This is a genomic window from Streptomyces sp. NPDC036813, assembly GCF_055609245.1.
On sequence record NZ_JBVJPV010000014.1, the window covers coordinates 206,541 to 228,667 of the forward strand.

The 22,127-nt window shown below is 71.6% G+C and carries 20 protein-coding genes and 1 pseudogene; 9 read left to right on the top strand and 12 right to left on the bottom strand.

Features of this window, described 5'->3' with window-relative positions:
- Nucleotides 1-2 precede the first annotated feature (2 nt).
- The 5 genes from ACZ67Q_RS27770 to ACZ67Q_RS27790 all read right to left on the bottom strand — a co-directional run bounded on the left by ACZ67Q_RS27770 (nucleotide 3) and on the right by ACZ67Q_RS27790 (nucleotide 4,011).
- Nucleotides 3-1,154, bottom strand: coding sequence for an LLM class flavin-dependent oxidoreductase (locus tag ACZ67Q_RS27770; RefSeq protein WP_471187349.1), 1,152 nt, complete (start codon nucleotides 1,152-1,154; stop codon nucleotides 3-5).
- 1 nt (nucleotide 1,155) lies between these two features.
- Nucleotides 1,156-2,184 carry an ABC transporter substrate-binding protein gene (locus ACZ67Q_RS27775; RefSeq protein WP_471187530.1) on the bottom strand — a complete coding sequence of 343 codons (1,029 nt, stop codon included), beginning with the start codon at nucleotides 2,182-2,184 and terminating at the stop codon, nucleotides 1,156-1,158.
- Between the two features lie 42 nt (nucleotides 2,185-2,226).
- Nucleotides 2,227-2,967 carry an ABC transporter ATP-binding protein gene (locus tag ACZ67Q_RS27780; protein ID WP_471187352.1) on the bottom strand — a complete coding sequence of 247 codons (741 nt, stop codon included), beginning with the start codon at nucleotides 2,965-2,967 and terminating at the stop codon, nucleotides 2,227-2,229.
- The gene (locus ACZ67Q_RS27785) at nucleotides 2,940-3,815 is read right to left on the bottom strand and encodes an ABC transporter permease (RefSeq protein WP_471187355.1); all 876 of its coding nucleotides are present in this window, start codon (nucleotides 3,813-3,815) and stop codon (nucleotides 2,940-2,942) included. The genes ACZ67Q_RS27780 and ACZ67Q_RS27785 overlap by 28 nt, the downstream gene beginning before the upstream one ends.
- 112 nt (nucleotides 3,816-3,927) lie before the next feature.
- A complete protein-coding gene (locus ACZ67Q_RS27790; RefSeq protein ID WP_363265707.1) occupies nucleotides 3,928-4,011 on the bottom strand; it encodes a putative leader peptide in 84 nt (27 codons plus the stop codon).
- Between the two features lie 121 nt (nucleotides 4,012-4,132).
- On the opposite strand from ACZ67Q_RS27790, the gene ACZ67Q_RS27795 reads away from it, so the two are divergent.
- Both ACZ67Q_RS27795 and ACZ67Q_RS27800 read left to right on the top strand, forming a co-directional pair.
- Nucleotides 4,133-4,555, top strand: a complete 423-nt coding sequence (locus ACZ67Q_RS27795; RefSeq protein ID WP_471187358.1) for a secondary thiamine-phosphate synthase enzyme YjbQ — start codon at nucleotides 4,133-4,135, stop codon at nucleotides 4,553-4,555.
- Between the two features lie 158 nt (nucleotides 4,556-4,713).
- Entirely contained in the window at nucleotides 4,714-6,033 is a 1,320-nt protein-coding gene (locus tag ACZ67Q_RS27800) for a glycoside hydrolase family 3 N-terminal domain-containing protein (protein ID WP_471187361.1), read from the top strand.
- A gap of 97 nt (nucleotides 6,034-6,130) precedes the next feature.
- On the opposite strand, the gene ACZ67Q_RS27805 is transcribed toward ACZ67Q_RS27800, so the two are convergent.
- The 3 genes from ACZ67Q_RS27805 to ACZ67Q_RS27815 form a co-directional block, all read right to left on the bottom strand.
- Nucleotides 6,131-6,763, bottom strand: a complete 633-nt coding sequence (locus ACZ67Q_RS27805; protein ID WP_471187533.1) for an esterase/lipase family protein — start codon at nucleotides 6,761-6,763, stop codon at nucleotides 6,131-6,133.
- Nucleotides 6,764-6,990: 227 nt separating this feature from the next.
- The gene (locus ACZ67Q_RS27810; protein WP_361626142.1) at nucleotides 6,991-7,194 is read right to left on the bottom strand and encodes a cold-shock protein; all 204 of its coding nucleotides are present in this window, start codon (nucleotides 7,192-7,194) and stop codon (nucleotides 6,991-6,993) included.
- A 178-nt stretch (nucleotides 7,195-7,372) separates the two neighbouring features.
- The gene (locus tag ACZ67Q_RS27815) at nucleotides 7,373-7,972 is read right to left on the bottom strand and encodes a TetR/AcrR family transcriptional regulator (RefSeq protein WP_471187364.1); all 600 of its coding nucleotides are present in this window, start codon (nucleotides 7,970-7,972) and stop codon (nucleotides 7,373-7,375) included.
- Nucleotides 7,973-8,276: 304 nt separating this feature from the next.
- On the opposite strand from ACZ67Q_RS27815, the gene ACZ67Q_RS27820 reads away from it, so the two are divergent.
- From ACZ67Q_RS27820 to ACZ67Q_RS27835, 4 genes are read left to right on the top strand one after another with little or no spacing between them, the layout of a single operon-like run.
- On the top strand, nucleotides 8,277-8,843 hold the full coding sequence (locus ACZ67Q_RS27820; protein WP_471187367.1) for a (2Fe-2S)-binding protein: 567 nt from the start codon (nucleotides 8,277-8,279) through the stop codon (nucleotides 8,841-8,843).
- Nucleotides 8,840-9,832, top strand: a complete 993-nt coding sequence (locus ACZ67Q_RS27825) for an FAD binding domain-containing protein (RefSeq protein WP_471187370.1) — start codon at nucleotides 8,840-8,842, stop codon at nucleotides 9,830-9,832. The genes ACZ67Q_RS27820 and ACZ67Q_RS27825 overlap by 4 nt, the downstream gene beginning before the upstream one ends.
- Entirely contained in the window at nucleotides 9,829-11,946 is a 2,118-nt protein-coding gene (locus ACZ67Q_RS27830) for a xanthine dehydrogenase family protein molybdopterin-binding subunit (protein WP_471187373.1), read from the top strand. Before ACZ67Q_RS27825 ends, ACZ67Q_RS27830 begins: the two co-directional genes overlap by 4 nt.
- Nucleotides 11,939-13,111 (top strand): XdhC family protein, encoded by a 1,173-nt coding sequence (locus ACZ67Q_RS27835; protein ID WP_471187376.1) that lies wholly within the window; start codon nucleotides 11,939-11,941, stop codon nucleotides 13,109-13,111. Before ACZ67Q_RS27830 ends, ACZ67Q_RS27835 begins: the two co-directional genes overlap by 8 nt.
- Before the next feature lie 78 nt (nucleotides 13,112-13,189).
- Here ACZ67Q_RS27835 and ACZ67Q_RS27840 read toward each other — a convergent pair whose 3' ends face one another.
- The 4 genes from ACZ67Q_RS27840 to ACZ67Q_RS27855 all read right to left on the bottom strand — a co-directional run bounded on the left by ACZ67Q_RS27840 (nucleotide 13,190) and on the right by ACZ67Q_RS27855 (nucleotide 17,898).
- Nucleotides 13,190-14,707, bottom strand: coding sequence for a glycoside hydrolase family 3 protein (locus tag ACZ67Q_RS27840; RefSeq protein ID WP_471187379.1), 1,518 nt, complete (start codon nucleotides 14,705-14,707; stop codon nucleotides 13,190-13,192).
- Nucleotides 14,708-14,713: 6 nt separating this feature from the next.
- Entirely contained in the window at nucleotides 14,714-15,544 is an 831-nt protein-coding gene (locus ACZ67Q_RS27845) for a carbohydrate ABC transporter permease (RefSeq protein WP_471187382.1), read from the bottom strand.
- Nucleotides 15,541-16,542, bottom strand: a complete 1,002-nt coding sequence (locus ACZ67Q_RS27850; RefSeq protein WP_471187385.1) for a carbohydrate ABC transporter permease — start codon at nucleotides 16,540-16,542, stop codon at nucleotides 15,541-15,543. The genes ACZ67Q_RS27845 and ACZ67Q_RS27850 overlap by 4 nt, the downstream gene beginning before the upstream one ends.
- An 81-nt stretch (nucleotides 16,543-16,623) precedes the next feature.
- A complete protein-coding gene (locus ACZ67Q_RS27855) occupies nucleotides 16,624-17,898 on the bottom strand; it encodes an extracellular solute-binding protein (protein WP_471187388.1) in 1,275 nt (424 codons plus the stop codon).
- A 319-nt stretch (nucleotides 17,899-18,217) separates the two neighbouring features.
- Here ACZ67Q_RS27855 and ACZ67Q_RS27860 point away from each other — a divergent pair, with 319 nt between their 5' ends.
- The 3 genes and pseudogenes from ACZ67Q_RS27860 to ACZ67Q_RS27870 all read left to right on the top strand — a co-directional run bounded on the left by ACZ67Q_RS27860 (nucleotide 18,218) and on the right by ACZ67Q_RS27870 (nucleotide 22,119).
- Nucleotides 18,218-18,985, top strand: a complete 768-nt coding sequence (locus ACZ67Q_RS27860) for a GntR family transcriptional regulator (protein ID WP_471187391.1) — start codon at nucleotides 18,218-18,220, stop codon at nucleotides 18,983-18,985.
- Between the two features lie 147 nt (nucleotides 18,986-19,132).
- A pseudogene (locus ACZ67Q_RS27865) lies at nucleotides 19,133-20,414 on the top strand (amidohydrolase family protein).
- A 223-nt stretch (nucleotides 20,415-20,637) separates the two neighbouring features.
- Entirely contained in the window at nucleotides 20,638-22,119 is a 1,482-nt protein-coding gene (locus tag ACZ67Q_RS27870) for an NCS1 family nucleobase:cation symporter-1 (RefSeq protein WP_471187394.1), read from the top strand.
- The last annotated feature ends 8 nt before the right edge of the window (nucleotides 22,120-22,127 follow it).

Genomic DNA, 22,127 nt, shown 5'->3' on the forward strand with positions numbered 1-22,127 from the left:
TCCTACCGCCCGCTCGCCACGGCCAGCGGCACCCGCGCGCCGGACGCCGCCGCACCGCCCGCCAGCAGCCCCCGCGCCGCCAGCTCGGGAATCACCCCCTCCCCGAACCAGTACGCCTCCTCCAGATGCGGATAGCCGGAGAGCACGAAGTGCTCCACGCCCAGCGCGTGATACTCCTCGATCAGGTCGGCGACCTCGGCATGACTGCCGACCAGCGCCGTCCCCGCACCGCCGCGGACCAGCCCGACCCCCGCCCACAGGTTGGGGTGGATCTCCAGCTTGTCCCGCGAACCGCCGTGCAGGGCCAGCATCCGCTGCTGCCCGACCGACTCGCTGCGACCCAGCGCCGCCTGCGCGGCCGCGACGGTGTCCGCGTCGAGGTCGTCGAGCAGCCGGTCCGCCGTCGCCCACGCCTCGGCGGCCGAGTCCCGGGAGATCGTGTGCAGCCGGACCCCGAAGCGGACCGTGCGCCCCTCCCGCTCGGCGAGCTCACGGATCCAGTCGATCTTCTCCTTCACCTGGGCCGGAGGCTCGCCCCACGTCAGGTACACGTCCGCGTGCCGGGCCGCGACCGGCCCGGCGGCGGATGAGGACCCGCCGAAGAACAGCTGCGGCACCGGGTCCGGCGGCAGCGCGGTGAGAGCACCGTCGACCTGGTAGTGCCCGCCGTGGAAGTCGAGGGGCGCGCCGCCCCACACCCCGCGCACCACGGACAGGAACTCGTCGGTGCGCTCGTAGCGCCGGTCGTGACCGAGCCGGTCGCCGAAGCGCCGCTGCTCGGCCGAGTCTCCGCCGGTGACCACGTTGAGCAGCAGCCGGCCGCCCGTCAGTCGCTGGTAGGTCGACGCCATCTGCGCGGCCAGCGTCGGTGACAGCAGCCCCGGCCGGAACGCCACCAGGAACTTCAGCCGCTCGGTGTGCTGGGCGAGGGCCACGGTGGTCAGCCAGGCGTCCTCGCACCAGGTGCCGGTCGGCGTCAGCACCGCCTCGAAGCCGAGGCGTTCGGCCGCCTTCGCGATCTGCGCGAGGTAGTCCAGGTCGGGCGCGCGCACCCCGGTGACCCTGCCGGTCGTGTTCGGGCCGTAGGCATGCCGGTCCACCAGGGTCCGGCCGTCCCCGCCCGTCGGCAGGAACCAGTGCAGTCGGACCGTCATCTCAGGACTCCCTCGAGGGACGGGGCGCCGACGTCGACGCGGGCAGGGTGCCGTTGAACCGGGTGTCGGTGAAGTCGCCGAAGTCCACCGTGTGCGGGATCAGCTTCAGGCCGGCGAAGGTGTCCACGATCTGCTGCTCGGAGGCGATCAGCGGCCGGTCGACGGCTACCGGAACCCGGGTGCCGTAGGTGCGCTTCACGGCGGCCAGCGCCACCTCGTAGGGCAGCCCGGTGTCCTTCGCCCACACCTTGGCCCACTCCTGCGGATGCGCGTAGACCCAGCCCTGGGCCCGCCGCAGCCGCTCCAGGTAGTCCTTGATCGCGGCGGCCTTCTTCGCGTCCTTCAGCGCGCCGGGTGCGGCCACCTGGAAGGTCAGCCCGTTGGTGATGCCGTCCCCTGTGGTCAGCACCCGCCCCTGCTTGCCCTGGAGCACCTGCGAGGAGTACGGGTCCCACACCGCCCACGCGTCGACCTTGCCGGAGGTGAACGCGGCCAGCGCGTCGGCGGGCTGGAGATACTTGACCTTGACGTCGCCGAGCGTGAGCCCGGCCTTCCTGAGCGATGCGACCAGCTGGTAGTGCGCGGAGGAGCCCTGCGCCACGGCGACGGAGTGCCCCTTGAGCTGCCGCGGGCTGCTCAGCTTCGAGTCGTTCGGTACGAGGATGGTGTCGCCCTTGGACGTGCCGTGCCAGGCCGCCACCACCGTGATCTTCGACCCGGCACCGGCCGCGAAGACCGGCGGGGTGTTGCCGACGCCCCCGATGTCGACGGCGCGGGCGTTGACGGCCTCGAGCAGCGGGGGGCCGGAGGTGAAGGTGGACCACTTGATCTTGTAGTCGAGGTTCTTGAGTTCGCCGGCCGCGCGCAGGACGGCCTCGGAACCGCCCTTCTGGTCACCGACGTTCAGGGTGAGGGAGCCCTTGCCGTCGGTGCCGCCACCGCCCGTCTGCGCGGCGGAGGTGCCGCCGCAGGCGGAGAGCAGGAGTGCGAGGGGCAGGAGCAGCGCGGCGGGGACGAGACGTCGTCGCATCAGGGTTCCGTTCTTGGGCATGGCCGGGATGGGGAGCGTGGTTCAGGCGGCTTCGGCGGCGGTGTCGACGCCGAGGCGTTCCAGGAGCGCGGCGCGCAGTTCGGCGAAGCGTGGGTCGGTGATGTCGCGCGGACGGCCGAGACCGATGCGGTGCTCGTGCGCGATGACACCGTCGTCCATGACCAGGACGCGGTCGGCCAGCAGGACGGCCTCCTCGACGTCGTGCGTGACGAGCAGCACCGCGCAGCCGCGCCGCTGCCACAACTCGCCGACCAGGCGCTGGGCCTTGATGCGGGTCAGTGCGTCGAGCGCGCCGAACGGCTCGTCCAGCAGCAGCAGATCGGGTTCACGGACCAGGGCGCGGGCGAGTGAGGCGCGCTGGGCCTCGCCTCCGGACAGCGTCCTGGGCCAGGCGTCTTTGCGGTGGCCGAGACCGACCTCCTCCAACGCCCGCTGTGCCACGTCCCGTTCGGGCTTGCCGGGCAGTCCGAGCAGGACGTTGCGCCACACCCTCTTCCACGGCATCAGCCGGGGCGCCTGGAAGGCGACGGCCTTGCGGCGCGGCACCAGTACCGTGCCCTCGATGTCGCGGTCGAGGCCGGCGAGGATGCGCAGCAGGGTGGACTTGCCGCAGCCGCTGCGCCCGAGCAGGGCGACGAACTCGCCGGGTGCCACGTCGAGATGCAGGTCGTCGATGACCTTGCGGCCGTCGAAGGAGCGGGTGAGCCCTTCGACGCGGATCGCCGAGCGCGCGGTCAGCGGCCCGTGAACGTCGGTCGCCATTGCAGCAGCAGCCTTTCGAGGGAACGGACGACGAAGTCGGCGAACAGGCCGAGGAAGGCGTAGACGACGAGGCAGACCACGATCACGTCGGTGCGCAGGAAGTCGCGCGCCTGCACCATCAGGAACCCGATGCCGGAGTCGGCGTTGACCTGCTCGGCGAAGACGAGCGCGAGCCAGGCGATGCCGAGGGAGTAGCGCAGTCCGGTCATGGCCCCGGGCAGCGCGCCCGGCAGCACCACGTGGCGCACGAGACCCCAGCGCGAGAGGCCGAGGGACTCGCCCGCCTCGATCAGCTGGGCGTCCACCCCGCGGATTCCGGCGTACACGTTGAGGTAGAGCGGGAAGGTCACGCCGAGCGTGATGATGGCGGTCTTCGGGGCCTCGCCGATGCCGAACCAGATGATGAACAGCGGGATGAGACCGACGAACGGCACGGTCCGCAGCATCTGCACCGGCGCGTCGACCAGGTCCTCGCCGATCCTGAACAGCCCGGAGACCAGGGCGAGTCCGGTGCCGACGACCGCGCCGAGCAGCAGTCCTGCGGCGACGCGTCGCAGGGACGTCCCCATCGCCGAGGGCAGCGAGCCGTCGGCGATCAGCTCCCGGCCGACCTGTGCGATGCGCCCAGGGGAGGCGAGCACGTCGGAGGGCAACGCGCCGGTGGCGCTGAGGAGTTGCCAGAGCGCCAGCAGCAGGAGTGGTCCGGCGGTGCGGCGCAGCCAGCGGGGGACGCGGGTGCGGCGGGAGGAGAAGGGGACGAGGGGGACGAGGTCGAGTGAGGCTTTGGCAACGGATATACCGGAAATATCCGTCTGTGAAGAGCTGGGTGGGGCATGGCTGATGCTCATGGGTGCTCCAGGGCAGGCAGCGGTGAGGCGGCAGGGAGGTACGCGTGGGCGCGCCTGACTCGGCGATCCGCTTCAGCGGAGCGTCAGGCGGGGGTGGGGAAGTGAGGAGGCGTCAGCAGCCGCGGTGACACGCGGCGGAGGCCACCCGCAGCAGGTCGATGTGACCGCGCGTGGTGAGGAGGGCTGTACGCAACATGCGCACGAAAGTAGCCAGCCGGCATGCCTAGGTCAACGGGCGTCTCGCTGGCTGGACGGCGGTTTCATCAGGCGGGCGGTTCATTCGGCATGAAAACGCGGCGATGGGTGAGGATGACCCCATGTCCGATGCCTTCACCACCCGAGTGCTGAACGTGTCCTCCGGCTCCCGGGAGGCCGTCGTCGACCTCACCGGCGACTGCGAGGCCTTCCTGCGCGAGGCGGCCGCCGGCCGCGACGGCCTGCTCAATGTCTTCGTGCCGCACGCGACGGCCGGTATCGCCGTGATCGAGACGGGCGCCGGCAGCGACGACGACCTCCTCGCCGCGCTGCACACGCTCCTGCCCGCCGACGACCGCTGGCAGCACCGCCACGGCAGCCCCGGCCACGGCCGCGACCACGTCCTGCCGGCCCTCGTCCCGCCCCACGCCACGCTCCCCGTCATCGCCGGCCGGCTGGAGCTGGGCACCTGGCAGTCGGTGTGCCTGGTGGACACGAACAAGGACAACCCGCAGCGGCAGGTGCGGTTGTCGTTCCTCGGGTAGCCCCCCCGGGGGGCGAACGCATCCCCCGCAGCGTACGGTGTGACGGAGGCAGCAAGCCGGGCTCGCCGTGAGGGAAGCCGCTGCGCAGCCCCGGCCGGAGGCGGCGACGCAGCGCGCGGCCGGAGGCGGCCCGACTGGTCCAGGCCGGGAGACGAAACATGACACTACGCGTCCGGCAGCGGCCCACGGGCCGCCGCGGCACAGTCCTGCGCACGGGAGTTTCGCTGGTCACCCTGGCGCTCGCCGTCACAGGCTGTGGCGCGTCGTCCACATCCGGGGCAAGAGCCGACTCACCCCGGTCCATCACACCCGGTCAGGGCACGCACGCCCCGACCGGCGTCAGCCCGGCGCCCAGCCGCACCGTCACGCCACCGGCCACGCCGAGGGAGGCGCCGTCGGCATCTGCGGCGCCGTCGGCGTCTGCCCCGACCTGCACCGACCGCTACCTGTCCGGGATGACCGCGGCGCAAAAGGCCGGACAACTCCTCATGGGGGGCATCCCCGCCGCCGGTGCCGACCAGGCCCAGCTGGCCATTCTGCGGGCCAACCACGTGGGTTCCGTCATGCTGACCGGCCGCAGCACCGCCGGTACGACGGCCACCAGAAAGCTCGTCGACGGTTTCCGGGGCCAGGCGGACCGGGTCGCCGGCCGGCAGGTCGGCCTCCTGCTCTCGACCGACCAGGAAGGCGGCCAGGTGCAGGTGCTCAAGGGCCCCGGCTTCTCCACCATGCCCAATGGCCTGACCCAGGGAAGCTGGTCGACCGGAACGCTGCGTACCCAGGCCGCCGCGTGGGCCAAGCAACTCAAGGCCGCGGGCGTGGACCTGAATCTGGCACCGGTCGCCGACGTGGTCCCCGCATCCCTGGGCACCCGTAACATCCCGATCGGTTCCTTCCGGCGGGAGTACGGCCACACCGCGGGCACCGTGACCACCCACACCGGCGCCTTCGCCGCCGGGTTCGCGCAGTCCGGCGTCCTGATCACGCTCAAGCACTTCCCGGGGCTGGGCCGGGTGATCGGGAACACCGACACCACCGCCCACGTCGTGGACTCCGTGACGACCAGCACCAGTTCGAGCCTCACGCCCTTCCGCGAGGGGATCAGGGCCGGGGCACCCTTCGTGATGATCTCGTCGGCCATCTACAGCAGGATCGACCCCGCACACCTGGCGGCCTTCTCGCCGACGGTCATCGGGCACCTGTTGCGCGGCCAACTGGGCTTCAAGGGCGTGGTCATCTCGGACGACCTCGGGAACGCGGTCGCGGTCCGCTCCTTCACCCCCGCTCAGCGCGCCGTGAACTTCATCGAGGCCGGGGGAGACATGATCCTCACGGTGCGGCCGAGCACCGTACCCCCGATGGCGCAGGCCCTCCAGACTCGTATGCGGCAGGACGCTGCGTTCCGGGCCAAGGTCGACGCCGGCGTGCGCCGCATACTCGACGCCAAGCGCAAGGCGGGCCTCCTCGACTGCCGTTGAGGGGGGCCTGGGCGGGCCTGCCCCAGGGCCGCTGACCGAGGGCTTGGGGGACAGGGGGGCGGAAGGTGTCCGCGGGCACCTTCCGCCCCGCCTCCCGTCAGGAGTCGATCATGTCCCGGGTCTGGGCGTAGACGGTGGCGTCCGAGAGCAGGCCGGTGTGGCTCAGACAGGCCGTCTTGGTGTTGGCCGCTCCGGCGAGGGCGACGGAGCTGTCGGGGTTGATCACGGTGTCACAGGGCGACCACCAGGTCGCGTACCGGGGGGAGCCCGGTGTCTCGTCGCCGGAGTTCAGGGCGGCGAGGAAGTCGGAGCCGACGCGCATCTCGGTGCAGGACGGGTCGAAGCAGCTGTTCGCGCTGTCGGTGCCGTGGTTGGGGCCGCCCAGGGACACCCAGGCGTCGACCTTGGCGGTCCCGCCGAGGTTCTTCAGATAGGAACGGGAGGACAGCCCGCCCATGGAGTGGCTGACGATGTCCACCTTGGTGGCGCCGGTGGCCGCGAGCAGCCGGTCGACCTCGGCGGAGAGCTGCTGGGCGGTCGTGGTGTTCGACTGGTGCCAGTCGTAGGTCCACTGGTCGAGGTAGGAGGACGGCCAGCCGTCGGTGCGGAAGCGGCCGGCCATGGTGTTCCAGTTGCTGCCGTCCCCGCTGTAGCCGTGCACGAAGAGGACGGGGTTGCTGGCGGAGGTGAAGGTGGAGGCGCTCGACGCCTGGGCGGGGACGGCTGTCATCGCGGCGAGCAGGGCAACGGCGGCAGCCAGGGCAGCAGTCACGAACGGTCTGTTCACTGGGGGGCCTCACAGGAGCGGTATGGGGAGGGACACCGGTGTGAGGGGGTGGCGGCGTGAGCCTACTGGCCGGTAACCGCCCAGGGTCAAGAGGCTTGCACGAGGTTTCGCGCCGGCACGCCGAAGGGCCCGCACCCGGAGTGGGTGCGGGCCCTTCAAAGGCGTGGGCGTCAGGCCGGGAGGATGTTCTCCGCCTGCGGGCCCTTCTGGCCCTGCGTGACCTCGAAGGTCACCCGCTGGCCCTCCTGGAGCTCACGGAAGCCCTGGGTGGCGATGTTCGAGTAGTGCGCGAACACGTCCGGGCCGCCGCCGTCCTGCTGGATGAAGCCGAAGCCCTTTTCCGAGTTGAACCACTTCACGGTGCCGCTGGCCATGTTTTTCTCCTCTGCATGGGGTGTGACGGGCGCTCCGCACCGCGCGGAGGACCCGGTCGCCGCAATGACCCCATCCGGAGAAATCCGGACACCGGAGAAACCCCGGCAACACAACGCGCCTGAAGGTCACAGACCGTCAGGCGCGCACAAAGTCATGGGTACCAAAACTGCAACGCATTCAGCCTAGCACAGGCGTACCGGGGGCCCCGGAACGCAGTCCGTCCATGACGAGATCCAGCAGGCGGGAGGCGCGGGCCTGGCTGTCCTCGCGGGGGCCCACCTGCCACAGCCCGGCGATGGCGAGCAGAAAGTCCTCCGCACTCACGCCGGGGCGGATGGTGCCGGCCCGCTCGTTGGCGCGCAGCAGGCGCTCGGCCGCCTCGGCCACGGCGGTGGGAGCCGGCTTCTGCGGGGCGCCCGGCGCGCTGGTGGCCTGGCGCAGGGCGTCCGCGAGGCCCGCCTTGGTCATCGCGAACCGGGCCAGATGGTCCATCCAGACGCGCAGGGCCCGCTCAGGGGGGTGCTCGCGCAGCAGCTCGTCCGCGCTGTCGGCGACCTGCCGCATCTCGTGCCGGTAGACCTCCAGGACGAGTGCCTCCCGGCTCGGGAAGTTGCGGTAGAAGGTGCCCTGTCCGACGCCTGCCTCCTTGGCGATCCGGCTCAGCGGGGCGTCCGCGTCGCGGGTGAGTTCGGCCAGGGCGACCTCCAGGATGCGCTCGCGGTTGCGCTGGGCGTCGGAGCGGCGGGGCGCGCCGGGCGCCTCCTTCTTCGGCTGCACTGGTCCTCCTCACGGGTCCGGGGCGCGAACCCGGCCTTGCTAACCGGACAGCTGTCCGTTAGGTTCGGACGGTCCAGTGGACAGCTGTCCGGTTAGTGCCACCGTCACCATAGCGCCTGCCTGCACCGACGTCTCCTCAGCCCGCTCCCGTCGATCGCCCTCCTGCCGCCGCTCGCGACCTGCACCGACGCTCCCAGCCCGTTCCGAAGCTCCTTGCCTGCTCCCACGGAAACCGCTTCCCGGGAAGGACTCCGCCCCCTCCCCGGCGAGGCCTCCGCCTGCTCTTCGTGAAAGAAGGCTGACCATGGCCACAGCCCCGTCGCCCACCCACAGCGACGTCACCCTGCACATCAACGGCGAGAAGCACACGCTGACCGTCGACCACCGCACCACCCTCCTGGACGCCCTGCGCGAGCGCCTCGATCTCACCGGCACGAAGAAGGGCTGCGACCAGGGACAGTGCGGCGCCTGCACCGTCCTGGTCGACGGGCGGCGCACCGTGGCCTGCCTGCAACTCGCGGTGGCGGCCCAGGACCGGGAGATCACCACGATCGAGGGGCTGGCCGACGGCGAGCACCTGCACCCGGTGCAGCAGGCCTTCCTCGACCTCGACGGCTACCAGTGCGGCTACTGCACCCCCGGCCAGATCTGTTCCGCCGTCGCGATGATCGACGAGCATGCCCGCGGCTGGCCCAGCGCCGCCACCGACGACGTACGACCCGAGGCGGGACCGCCACCGCTCACGCCCGAGGAGATCCGCGAGCGGATGAGCGGCAACCTGTGCCGCTGTGCCGCCTACGTCTCGATCGTCCAGGCGATCACCCGCGCCGCGCAGGAGCAGTCCACCGGTGACGAGGAGGCGGCGGCATGAAGGAGTTCGGCTACCAGCGCGCCGGGGACGTCGCCGGCGCCGTCGCCCTGCTCGGCACCGACCCCGACGCCCGCTACCTCGGCGGCGGCACCAACCTCGTCGACCTGATGAAGAGCGGTGTCGAACGCCCCGGCCGCCTCGTCGACATCCGCGAACTCCCCCTGGACGACGTCGAGTCGACGCCCGAGGGCGGCCTGCGCATCGGCGCCACCGTCACCAACAGCGACCTCGCCGCCCACCCCGACGTGCGCCGCCGCTACCCGGCCCTCGCCCAGGCCGTGCTGGCCGGCGCCTCCGGGCAACTGCGCAACATGGCGACGGTCGGCGGGAACCTCCTCCAGCGCACCCGCTGCGCCTACTTCACCGACGTCACCCAGCCCTGCAACAAGCGTCTCCCCGGCAGCGGCTGTCCCGCCCGCACCGGTGAACACCGCAACCACGCCGTCCTGGGCGCCTCCGAGCACTGCGTCGCCGTTCACCCCTCGGACATGGCCGTGGCCCTGGCCGCCTTCGACGCCGTCGTGTCCTACACCACCGCTGACGGACCGGGCGAGATCCCGCTCGCCGACTTCTACCTGCCCGTCGGCGACACCCCGCACCGCGAGACCGCCCTGCCGCCCGGCGCGCTGATCACCGCCGTCACCCTGCCGCCCGCGCCGGTCGCCGCCCGCTCCCGCTACCGCAAGGTGCGTGAACGGGCCTCGTACGCCTTCGCCATCGGCTCGATCGCCGCCGCGCTCGACGTCCGCGACGGCGTCGTGCACGACGTACGCATCGCCCTCGGCGCCGTCGCCTCCCGGCCCTGGCGGGCCCGCACCGCCGAACGAGCGCTGACCGGCGCAGCCGCCGGCGCCGACGCCTTCGCCGCGGCCGCCGACGCCGAACTGGCCGCGGCCACCCCGCTGCCCGACAACGGATACAAGGTGACCCTCATGCGCAACCTCGTGGTGGCGGTGCTCGCCGAACTCGCCGAGGAGGCCGCCCGATGACCACGACAACCCCCGCCACCACCCCGCGGTCCGTCGGCACCGCCCACACCCGCGTCGAGGGCCGCGCCAAGGTCACCGGCGCCGCCCGCTACGCCGGCGAGATCCCCTTCACCGACCTCGCCCACGGCTGGCTGGTCACGTCGGCCGTCGCACGGGGCCGTATCACGTCGATCGACACCGACCCCGTACTGGCGATGCCCGGTGTGCTCGCCGTCCTGCACCACGGCAACGCCCCGCGCCTGGACACCGAGTACACCGGCCTGCTCGGCACCCCGGACCGGACCTCCGCGCTCTTCCAGCACGACCGTGTGCCCCACCTGGGCTGGCCGGTCGCGCTCGTCGTCGCCGAGACCTCCGAGCAGGCCAGGGAGGCCGCCGAAGCACTCGTCGTGACGTACGAACAGCAGCCGCACGACGTCGACTTCGCGCACGCGGGCACGGACGCCTACGGCCCGGAAGCGCACACGCCCGCCGAGAAGGGCGACCTCGCGGCCGAACTCGCGGCATCCGACGCGGTCGTGGACGCCGAGTACACCACCCCCGAAGAGCACCACGCCATGATGGAGCCGCACGCGGCGACCGCCCACTGGGACGAAGGACGGCTGGAGGTCGTCGACTCCAACCAGGGCACCATGTGGGTCGCGCACGAACTCGCGCTGCTCTTCTCCCTCGACCCCGCCTCGGTGCACGTCCGCTCCGAGCATGTCGGCGGCGGCTTCGGCAGCAAGGGCGTGCGCGCCCACCAGGTGGCCGCCGCGCTCGCCGCCACCGCGCTCCACCGTCCCGTCCGCGTCGTCCTGACCAGGCGTCAGATGTTCTCCCTGGCCGGCTACCGCAGCCCTACCCGGCAGCGGGTCCGGCTCGGCGCCGGCGCCGACGGGCGGCTGCGCGCCCTGGAGCACAGCTGCCTCAGCGTCACCTCGACGGTGCACGAGTTCGTCGAGCCCGGCGCCACACCGTCCCGGGTGATGTACGACGCCGACGCCCACCACACGGCCAACCGGATCGTACGGCTCGACGTGCCGACCCCGACCTGGATGCGCGCCCCCGGCGAGGCACCCGGGTCGTTCGCACTGGAGTCGGCGTTCGACGAGCTCGCCGAGCAACTGGGCCTCGACCCCGTCGAGTTGCGGGTGCGCAACGAACCCGAGGCCGGACCCGTGTCCGGGCTGCCGTTCGCTAGCCGCCATCTGGTCGACTGCTTCCGCGAGGGCGCCCGCCGGTTCGGCTGGGCCGACCGCGACCCGCGCCCAGGCCTGCGCCGCGAGGGACGCTGGCTGCTCGGCACCGGCACGGCGGCCGCCTCCTTCCCGGCCGGGTCGGCCCCCTCCACGGCGGCCGTGACCGCCGAGGCCGACGGCACCTTCACCGTGCGGGTCAACGCCGCCGACATCGGCACCGGCGCCCGTACCGCGCTGACCCTGGTCGCCGCCGACGCGCTCGAGGCGACGCCGGACCGGGTCAGGGTGCTCATCGGCGACAGCGACCTCGGGCGGGCGTGGATCGCCGGCGGGTCCATGGGCACCCGTTCCTGGGCGTGGGCGGTCACCGCGGCGGCCGCCGAACTGCGCGAACGGCTCGCCCTCGGCACCGGCGTCCCGCCGGAGGGCATCACCGTGCGCGCCGACACCACCGACGCCGTCGGCACCCTCGCGCCCAGTGAACGCCACTCCTTCGGCGCCCAGTTCGCGGAGGTCGCCGTGGACGTCACCACCGGCGAGGTGCGCGTGCGGCGCATGCTCGGAATCTTCTCCGCGGGCCGGATCGTCAACCCGCTCACCGCACGCAACCAGCTCGTCGGCGGCATGATCTGGGGCCTGTCCATGGCCCTGCACGAGGAGGCCGCCCGCGACCGGGCCTCCGGCGGGGTCGTCGGTGCGGACCTCGCCGGCTACCACGTCGCCACCCACGCCGACGTTCCCCTGATCGAGGCCGACTGGATCGAGGACGTCGACCCGGACGACCCCATCGGCATCCGCGGCGTCGGTGAGATCGGCATCGTCGGAGCAGCCGCCGCGGTCGCCAACGCCGTCTGGCACGCCACCGGTGTGCGCCAACGCCATCTGCCGATCCGGCCCGACCGCGTCATCCGGGGAGCGGGGCCGCGTGCTTGACATCGCCGCCGAGCTGCACCGCTGGGCCGAGGAGGGCCGCGACTTCGCCGTCGCCACGGTCGTCGCCGTCGGCGGCAGCGCCCCGCGCGGCCCGGGCGCCGCGCTGGCGGTCGACGGCGAGGGCACCGTGATCGGGTCGGTCTCCGGCGGCTGCGTCGAAGGCGCGGTGTACGAGCTGTGCGTGCAGGCGCTGGCCGACGGCCGAAGCGTCCTCGAACGCTTCGGCTACAACGACGAGGACGCCTTCGCGGTCGGGCTGACCTGCGGCGGCGTGATCGACGTCCTGGTCACCCCGGTCCGCGCGCACGACGCGGGCCGAGCGGTGCTGGGGCCGGCGCTCGCCGCCGCCGGACGCGGCGAGCCGGTCGCCCTGGCCCGGGTCGCCCGCGGCCCGGCCGCGCTGCTCGGCCACGCCCTGCTGGTCCACGGCGACGGCACGGCCCGCGGCACCCTCGGCGGCCACCCGGACCTGGACCGTACGGCGGCCGCCCAGGCCCACGCCCTGCTGGAGGCCGGGCAGACCGGCACCGTCGAGCTCGCCGAGGACGGTACGCACTGCCCGGGCGGGCTCACCCTGCTCGTCGAGTCGACCGTGCCGCCGCCCCGGATGATCGTCTTCGGCGCGGTCGACTTCGCCGCCGCCCTGGTCAGGGTCGGGAAGTTCCTCGGCTACCACGTCACCGTGTGCGACGCCCGCCCGGTCTTCGCCACCGCGGCCCGGTTCCCCGACGCCGACGAGATCGTCGTGGACTGGCCGCACCGCTATCTGCAGTCCACCCGCACCGACAGGCGCACGGTGCTGTGCGTGCTCACCCACGACGCCCGCTTCGACGTACCGCTGCTGACCGTGGCGCTGCGGATGCCGGTCGCCTTCGTCGGGGCGATGGGCTCGCGCCGCACCCACGAGGACCGGACCGAGCGACTGCGGGAGGCGGGGCTGAGCGAGCGGGAGCTGGCCCGGCTGCGCTCCCCGATCGGCCTCGACCTCGGCGCGCGTACGCCCGAGGAGACCGCGCTGTCCATCGCCGCGGAGATCGTCGCCGAGCGCCGCGGCGGCACGGGGGTCCCGCTGACGGCGACCGACGCGCCGATCCACCGCGCGAGCGCACCGGACGACCGAACGGTCCGAGCGGGCGCACCGGACGGCCGTACGGCGGCGGTCTGAGCGCTCCGCCGCCGTACGGCCGTGCTTTCGGGGCGGGCCGTGGCCGGCCGCCCCGCCCCGGGAAACGGGGCGGGGCGGTCAGGCCCCGGTGATCCGTTCCGCCGCCGCGATCGCGCACACCCGGGCCGCGCCGTGGGTGGCGAGGTGAACGGCGCCGCGCGGGGCCGCCTGGGCGACGCCCATCTCCACCACGATCGTGTCGGGGCGGGCGGCGAGCAGGGTGTCCAGGGCGGACCCCATCCACGCGTGCCGGTGCTCGTCGCGCACCACGGCCACCGGCCGCCGGCCCCGTGCCGCGGCGAGCGCCGCCTCGCCCGCGCCGTCACCGGTGAACACACCGGTCGCGGTGCCCGGCAGCAGGCGGGTCAGCTCGGCGCCCACGCCCCACGGTGTCTCGTCGCCGACGGCGATGTTGGGCGTCGGGCTGAACGTCGCCACGTACACCGGCTCGGTCACCGGGCCCGTATCGGCCGGACCCCGCGTCACGGTCACCGCGCGGCGGGCGGCGGTGAGGCCGATCTCCCCGTCGGACGCCTCGCCCGGGTCCGCCTCGCGGGCCGCCTTCGCGGTCCATCCGGCCAGCTCCCGCACCCGGGCGGCCGCGTCGGCCAGCCGCTCCTCGGGCAGCTCGCCGGAGCGCACGGCGGCGACCAGCGCGTCCCGCAGCCGCAGCACGATGTCCTCGTCGCACAGCCCGCCGCCGACACAGATCGCGTCCGCGCCCGCCGCGAGGGCCAGGACGGTACCCCGCTCGATGCCGTACGTCCCCGAGATGGCGCGCATCTCCATGCCGTCCGTGACGATCAGGCCCTGGTAGCCGAGTTCGCCGCGCAGCAGGTCGGTCAGGACGGGGCGGGAGAGGGTGGCCGGGTGCTCCGGGTCGAGGGCGGGCACCAGGATGTGGGCGCTCATCACCGCGCGCGTGCCGGCCGCGATCGCCGCCCGGAAGGGCGCCAGTTCCCGGGCGTGCAGCGTGTCCCTGCCGACGTCGATGCGCGGCAGGGCGAGGTGGGAGTCGACACCGGTGTCGCCGTGGCCGGGGAAGTGCTTGGTGCAGGCCGCGATGCCCACCGACTGCAGGCCCTCCACATAGGCCGCGGTGTGCCGGGACACCAGGTCGGGATCGGCGCCGAAGGAGCGCACGCCGATCACCGGGTTGTCGGGGTTGGCGTTGACGTCGGCGGACGGCGCCCAGTTGAACGTGACGCCGCACGCGGCGAGCCGGCGGCCCAGCTCGCGGGCCACGCGCCGGGTCAGTTCGGTGTCGTCGACGGCGCCGAGAGCGTTGTTGCCGGGGAAGGAGGAGCCGGTGTGCACCTCCAGGCGGGTGACGTCGCCGCTCTCCTCGTCGATCGCGACCAGCACGTCGTCCCGTTCCGCCCGCAGCTGCGCGGTCAGCTCGGCGACTTGCCCGGCGGTGGTGACGTTACGGCCGAACAGACCGACGGAGACCAGGCCCTCGCCGAGCCGGCGGCGCACCCAGTCCGGAGCGGTCGTGCCGGCGAAGCCCGGCTGCAGCACGGCGAGCGCGTCCCGGGTGAGGGCGTCGCCCGCGGCGGATCCGCTGCCGGACGCGGTGCTGGTGAATGTCGTCATCGGGCGTTATCCCTTCACGGCGCCGTCGGTGAGGCCGCTGACGGCCTTGCGCTGCAGGAAGACGAAGAGGACCAGGATCGGGAGGGCGAACAGTGTCGAGGCGGCCATCGTGGCGCCCCAGTCGTCACCGAAGGCGGTACGGAACTGGGAGATCCACAGCGGGAGCGTCTGCTTCTCGATGCTCTTGTTGAGGATCAGGACCAGCGGGAACTCGTTCCAGGCGGTGATGAAGCCGAACAGCGAGGTGGCCATCAGGCCGGGGGCGAGGAGGGGGAAGATCACCTTGACGAAGGCCTGGGCGCGGGTGCAGCCGTCGACCATCGCGGACTCCTCCAGCTCCTTGGGCACGGCGGCCACATAGCCGCGCAGCGTCAGGATCGTGAACGGCAGCACCATCATCATGTAGAAGACGGTCAGCGGCACGAGGCTGTCGAGCATGTCGCTGTCGCGGACCAGCATGTAGTTCGCGATGATCATGACCTCCCAGGGCGCCATCTGCGCCAGCATGAAGGTCACGACGAACACCCCGCGCCCCTTGAAGCGCATCCGCGCGAGGGCGAACGACGCGAACAGCGCGATCACCAGCGACATCAGCACCGCGAGCACGGTCACGGTGACGGAGTTGCGCACCAGCGTCCAGAAGTGGTCGGCGTGCACCGCCTTGTCGAAGTGCGCGAACGTGACGTCGGTGGGGAACCACACCGGGTCCTCGGCGATGATGTCGCCGGTCGGTTTCAGGGCCGTGGCGAGCATCCAGTAGACGGGGAACGCGAAGGCCACGAAGAGGATGACGGCGGTCGCGTTGGGCCAGATCCGGCCGAAGATCGAGCGCTTCACAGCTCGTCCTCCTCTTGCTTGAGCACCATGCGCAGGTAGTACGAGGTGAGGGCGAGCAGGACCAGGACGGTCAGGAACGAGATGGCGGCGCCCATGCCGAAGTGCTGGTTGCCGACGCCCTCGACGAACGCGTAGACCGGCAGGGTCTCGGTGAGCCGGTCCGGGCCGCCCTCGTTCATGGCGAAGACCTGCGGGAACGCCTTGAAGACCCAGATGACCTCGAGGAACGTCGTGGAGTACAGGAACGGCCGCAGGAAGGGGAACGTCACCGAGGTGAAGCTCTTCCAGGAGCCGGCGCCGTCCAGGGAGGCCGCCTCGTACAGCTCGCGCGGGATGGTGGTCGTGGCGGCGTAGAGGTTGATCGCCACGAACGGGATGGACTGCCACACGATCAGCAGCGTGATCACGGAGAACGTGGAGAACTGCGTGCCGAGCCAGTTGTAGTCGGCCATCGTGTGCCAGCCGAGCTTGTCCAGCACCCAGTTGACGACCCCGAAGCGCTGGGCGAACAGCCACTGGTAGACGGTGGTCGCGGCGATGACGGGCATCGCCCAGGCGAGCACCAGGCCGAGCAGGAGCAGCAGCCGCATCTTCCTGCCGAGCCGGGCGAGCAGCAGGCCGGTCAGGGTGCCCAGCAGCATGATCAGCGCGACGTTGGCGAGTGTGAACAGCACGGAGCGTTTGACGACCCGCCAGAAGTCCGAACCGGTGAGCACGGCACGGTAGTTGTCGATGCCGTTCCACTCGGTCAGGTGGAGGATCAGCTGGCGCGGGTTGAGGTTCTGGAACGACAGCATGCCGTTCTTCACCAGGGGCACGCCGAGCAGGATCAGGGTGGCGAGCAGCGCGGGCAGCAGGAGCAGATAGGGGGCGGCCTTCCGTCGGCCGCGTGCGGGCGCGGTGGTGGCGCGTGTCCCGTCACGCGGGGGCGAGGGAGCCTGGACCTTGCGGACACCGGGCCCCCCGGCCGTGTCCGTGCCTTCGGTCTGCACTGGCATGGCTTGCCGTCTCTTCCGTGGCCGTACGAGCAACACAAGTGGAACCGGGGGCGGCGCGGTGGCCGCCCCCGTCACCATCCGTCAGTTCTTCTGTGCCAGACGCTTGTTGATCTCGGACTCGACGTCCTTGGCCGCGTCCGCGGGCGCCTTGCCGTTCAGAACCGCCGTCATGTAGCTCTTGATCGGGTTCGGCGTGTTCTCCACCGCGGCCCACTCCGGGATCAGCGGCGTGGTGCCACCGGCCGCGGCGGCCGGGGCGGCGGCCTCGGCGACGGCGTTGCCCTGCAGGTTGCTCTGCAGCGACTGCTTGTTCGGCACGATGCCGTTGAGCTTGGCCAGCTCGCCCTCGAACTTGTCCGACAGGGCGACCTTCAGGAACTCCTTGGCCAGCGACTGCTTCTTGCTGCCCGCGGCGACCGCGAAGTTGGAGCCGCCGAGGAAGACGCTCTCGGGCTTGCCGGCGCTGGCGCCGGGGATGGTGAAGTAGCCGAGGTCCTTCTCGATGGCCTTGTTGGCCGTGACGGCGGTGCCGGCCTCCCAGCCCATGCCGATGAACGCGCCGGTCTTGCCCTTGGCGAAGACCTCGGCCTGCTGCGGGGTGGCCTCGTCCTTGTCCTTGGGGGCCTTGGAGTAGGAGGCGTACTTCTTGTAGATCTCCATGGCCGCGGAGACCTTCGGGTCGCCGAGGTTGGAGACGTACTTGTCGCCGTCCTTCTTCACCAGGTCGGCGCCCTGACCGATGATCAGGCCGTCGAGGAAGTACCAGTTCTGGCCGGGCATGTAGATCGGCTCGGCGTCGGTCTTCTTGCCGATGGTCTCCAGGTCCTTGAAGAACTCGTCCCGCGTCTTGGGGGTGTCCTTGATGCCGGCCTGCGCCCAGATCTTCTTGTTGTAGATGACGATGCGGTTCGCGAAGTACCAGGGGGCGGCGTACTGCTTGCCCTCGTACACGGAGGAGGCGGACACGGACGGAGTCCAGTCGGCGCCGATCTCCTGCTTCAGGTCGCCGAGTTCGGCGAGACCGCCGGTGGCGGCGTAGGCCGGGGTCTGGGTGTTGCCGACCTCGATCACGTCCGGCGGGGTGGACTCCGACAGAGCGGTGGTGATCTTCTGCTGGATCCCGTCCCACTTCTGGATCTCGAACTTGACCTTGGCGCCGGTCTTCGCCTCGAACGCCGCCTGCACGTCCTTGGTCCACTGGGCCGGGGCCGAGCCGTCCATCGTCCACACGACCAGCGTCTGGCCCTTGGAGCTGTCCTGCCCGGCGTCCTTGCCGTTGTCGCTGTCGCCCCCGCACGCCGCGATGGACATCATCATGCCCGCGATACCGATCGCGGCAACCAGCTTGCGCTTCACGCCACCCCTCCTAAGGAATACCTCTCACCCACGCCCTCGGCGGTGACCTGCGGAAAACGGCGCTCCTGCACGGTGGGCTGGGGAACCTGGCCCCAATGGTGTAGACCAGCACCGCGAGCTTGGCCTAGACCTATGGGGCTGTCAAGGGGTGTTCAAGGAGGTGATGTCCGTCGTGACCGGAACGTCACCGGCCGCATCGTCGTCTGGTGCTGCGGGGGTTGGACTAGACCAAGTACCGGATCCGTCGCTATAACGGAGAACCGCCGAGCGGCCCGCTGCCGTCGGCCGTATCGGGCGCCGGAGCCGGGAAAGGCGGGTCATGAGTACCGACGTCAGCAGTGCCCAGGGGGAGCGACGGGGCGGGCCCGGACGTGTCGCACGGGTGCCCAAGTACTACCGGATCAAGAAGAGACTGCTGGAGATGACCGAGGCGCGGCCGCCCGGCGCGCCCATGCCGGCGGAGCGGCTGCTCGCCCTGGACTTCCGCACGTCCCGCACCACCGTCCGCAAGGCCCTTCAGGAACTGGTCGGCGAGGGCAGGCTGGACCGGGTCCAGGGCAAGGGCACCTTCGTCGCCCGTCCGAAGGTGTCCCGGACGCTGGATCTGACCTCCTACACCGAGGACATGGAGGCCCAGGGCATGCGCCCGGCCTCCCGGGTGCTGGACATCGGATACGTCAGCGCCGACGCAGCGCTGGCCGGACTGCTCGACGTCGCGACCGGTGAACGCGTCCTGCGAGTGGAGCGGCTGCGGCTGGCGAGCGGTGAGCCGATGGCGATCGAGGCGACCCATCTGCCGGACCGCCGCTTCCCGGGGCTGCGCCGCAACCTGGCGAAGTACACCTCCCTCTACACGGCCCTCGCCGAGCAGTACGGCGTACGGCTCGCGGAGGCCGACGAGACGATCGAGACCTCGCTGGCGACCCCGCGCGAGGCCGGGCTGCTCGGTACGGACGTCGGCCTGCCCATGCTGCTGCTGTCCCGCCACTCCCGTGACGCGGAGGGCAGGCCGGTGGAGTGGGTCCGCTCGGTCTACCGCGGCTCCCGCTACAAGTTCACGGCCACGCTGACGCGCCCTGCGCGCTGAACGGAGGTGCTCGTCCCGGCGGAGAAAATTGGATACCAAATCTCGGACGCTCCTGTGCTGTCGGACAAGAACCCTTGTGGTGCGGTCGAATTTTGGTATACAAAACGGAGACCTGTTGAACTCCCGCCCAGGTCTCAGGAGTCACCCATGTGTCTGGAGTCCGTCCCCCCGCCCCCCAGCAGGCTCACCCGGCGAGGTGTCCTCGCGGGTGCCGCGGCACTCGCCGGGACGGCCACCCTCCTCGCCGGTGCGGCCCCCGAGGCGGCTGCCCGCCCGGCGGGCCGGCCGGAGTCCGACGCCGCCGGTGACCTGGTCATCGAGGGCGGCACACTGCTGGACCCGGCCACCGGTGAAGTCACCGAGGACGCCGTCGTCGTGATCCGCGGCGGCACGGTGCGGTGGGCCGGGCGCCGCGGCACGGGACCCGTCCCCGCCGGCCTCCCGCAGCTCGACGCGCACGGTCACTGGGTGCTGCCCGGCCTGGTCGACGCCCACATCCACCTCCAGACCGTCACCGAGGCGCGCGCCGCACTCACACACGGCGCCACCAGTGCCCGCAGCGGCTCCACCACCTTTCTTCCAGGACATCGCCGTCCGCGAACTCGCCCGCCGGCTGCCCACCCGGGCGCCGCGGCTCGCCGCCGCGGGCGTCTTCGTCACCCCCGACCTCGGCGAGTCGGTGCTCGCCGACCCCGAGTTGGCGCCCCTGACCGAGCTGACGAACGGTGTGCGGTCCGCCGAGGCGCTTCGGCGCGTCGTCGAGGTCAACCTCGCCCGCGGCGCCGACGTGATCAAGACCCGGGTCAACGAGCGCGCCGGACTGCCCGAACAGGACCCGCTCACCCAGGTCTACTCCTACGAGCAGCTCGCCGAGGTCGTTGCGGCCGCGCGGCGCGGCGGCAGGGGAGTGCTCTGCCACAGCTACAGCGCCAAGGGCTGCGACGACGCGGTCCGCGCCGGCATCCGCTCGCTGGAGCACGGGGTGTTCGTCGCCGAACGCACGCTGCACGACATGGCGCGCCGCGGGACGTACTTCACGCCCACCCTCACCGCCGTCGCGGGCATGGTGGGCGATCCGAACCCGGTGCTCGACGAGCGGGGCCGCACGTTCCTGCCCGTGCTGAAGGAGGCCGTACGGACCGCGCACACGCTCGGTGTCCCGCTGGCCGCCGGCACCGACTCCTCCGGTGGTGTGGTCGACCCCGTCGGCGGCGAGGTCGTGCTGATGCACAGCGCGGGTCTCACGCCCCTGGACGCCATCCGCACGGCGACGACGAACGCGGCCCGGCTGCTGGGGCTCGAGCGCGCCGTCGGCAGGCTGGCCCCCGGCTTCGCGGGCGACGCCGTCCTGCTGGCCGGCGACCCGCTGGCCGATCTGACGCTCCTCACCCGCCCGGCACACGTCGTCCGCGCCGGCCGACCTGTCTGACGGTACGTCAAAAAAGTACACCGCAGCGCGAATCATTCCGTGTGGGCCTTCCGCACGGGCTGATTCGCGCTGCCCTTTTTCACCCGCTGAAAACCGTTTTGATGAGTTCTGCCTCATCCCTTGACGGTGGTCTTCGGCGAAAACTACGTTCATTCGCGCGGAAGTTATCTTCCACTTTGTGGAAACCTCTGACAGTTCCCCCCTCCCCCTCCCGGAGTCCCGTATGACCGCGCTGGACAACCGGTCGTCCGTGGAGACCAGCAGCACTCCCAGCCCTGGTCTCTACACGTACGATCTCGCCCCCACGAAGAAGGAAGGGCGCCGCTGGGGCGCCTACAACGTCTTCACCCTGTGGGCCAACGACGTGCACAGTCTCGGCAACTACGCCTTCGCCATCGGGCTGTTCGCGCTCGGCCTGAACGTGTGGGGCATCCTGGCCGCCTTCGCGCTCGCCTCCCTGCTGCTGTTCCTGCTGCTCACCCTGTCCGGCTTCATGGGGCACAAGACCGGCGTGCCCTTCCCGGTCATGAGCCGCATCGCCTTCGGCATCCACGGCGCGAAGATCCCGGCAGGTGTGCGCGGGCTGGTCGCCATCGCCTGGTTCGGCATCCAGACCTACCTCGCCTCGTCCGTCCTCGGCACCCTGCTCGTCGCGATGTTCCCCGGCCTCGGCCGGCTGGACGACGACTCCCTGCTCGGCCAGTCCACCCTCGGCTGGATCACCTTCCTGGCGCTGTGGGGTCTGCAGGTCCTCATCGTCAGCTACGGCATGCAGATGATCCGCCGCTACATGGCGTTCGCGGCCCCCACCACCCTGATCACCATGTGCGCCCTCGCCGCCTGGATGTTCTTCCGCGCCGGCGGATCGATCTCGCTCTCCGACGGGGACCCGCTCAGCGGTGGCGCGATGTGGCTCCAGGTCCTCCAGGCCGCCGCGCTGTGGGTGGTCATCTACGGCACGTTCGTGCTGAACTTCTGTGACTTCACCCGCTCAGCCCGCAGCCGCGGCGCCATCGTGCGCGGCAACGTCATCGGCATCCCGGTGAACATGCTCTTCTTCGCCGCGATCGTCTCCATCCTCAGCGGAGCCCAGTTCAAGCTCGACGGGCACGTCATCAGCAGTCCCACGGACATCGTGCGGACCATCCCGAACATGGCCCTGCTGGCCGTCGCCTCCCTCGCCCTGATCGCCCTGACCGTGGCGGTCAACCTGCTGGCCAACTTCGTCGCACCGATCTACGCCCTGGTCAACCTCTTCCCGCGCAGCCTCGACTTCCGCAAGGCCGGTCTGGTCAGCGCGGTCCTCGGCCTGGTCATCACGCCCTGGAACCTCTACAACAGCCCGATCGTCGTCAACTACTTCCTCGGCGGCCTCGGCGCGCTCCTCGGCCCCCTCTTCGGCGTCGTCATGGCCGACTACTGGCTGCTGCGCCGCTCACGGGTGAACGTGCCCGACCTGTACACCGAGGACGCCGCCGGCGACTACCACTACCGGCGGGGCTACAACCCGCGTGCCGTCGCCGCCTTCCTGCCAAGCGCCGCGATCGCGGTCACCGTCGCCCTGGTGCCCTTCTTCCACGCCGCGGCCGGATTCTCGTGGTTCATCGGCGCGCTCCTCGCCGCCGCCGTGTACGCCGTCATCTCCGACCGGTCCGTCCTCGTCCGGGACGTCGACGGCGAGGCCATCGCCGTCGCCGCCGAGTGAGCCCGACC